The sequence below is a fragment of the Nocardia barduliensis genome, assembly GCF_013315795.1.
Taxonomy (GTDB): Bacteria; Actinomycetota; Actinomycetes; order Mycobacteriales; family Mycobacteriaceae; genus Nocardia; species Nocardia barduliensis.
Genome location: NZ_JABLTE010000295.1, coordinates 1 through 456 on the forward strand (window position 1 = coordinate 1; position 456 = coordinate 456).

Below are 456 nucleotides of genomic sequence, written 5' to 3' on the forward strand. Positions count from 1 at the left end.
GCTTTCGGCGTGGCGCAGCACTTCGGTGGTGTGGCGCAGTTGCTTGAGCGCGGGGAGTTCCTTGGCGGCGCGTTCGTCGGCCAGGCCGGCTTTCTGCTTCTGCGCTGCGTCGGCGAGGGATTCGGCGAGGTCGCTCGCGGCTTCGATCTGGCTGGCGGCAGCTTCGCTGTCCTGCAGCGAGGCGCTGGTGCTCGCGCTGTGCGCGGTGAGCAGCAGGCCGGCACCGGCGCGCACGGCGCCGCTGTCGTCGGTCGCGAGCGCTGCTCCGTGGCCTAGATCGGCCTGCCGCGCGCTATCGATCTGTTCCTTGTGATGGCCGAGCACGAGGCCGCTTGCCGCCTGCGTGGTGCTGAGCTGCGTGCGGCCCTGCCCTTCGGAATCGTCAAAGACTAACTGGTTGTAACCCGACGAGCCCGACTGGCTGCCGGCCAGCGCCTGCGTCTTGATGCCGGACAG

The 456-nt window shown here is 69.5% G+C and carries 1 protein-coding gene; it reads right to left on the reverse strand.

Going from position 1 to position 456, the window contains the following annotated elements; translation table 11 throughout:
• The coding region (locus HOV91_RS41350; RefSeq protein WP_174190210.1) for a type VI secretion system Vgr family protein at positions 1-456 on the reverse strand (456 nt) is incomplete at both ends.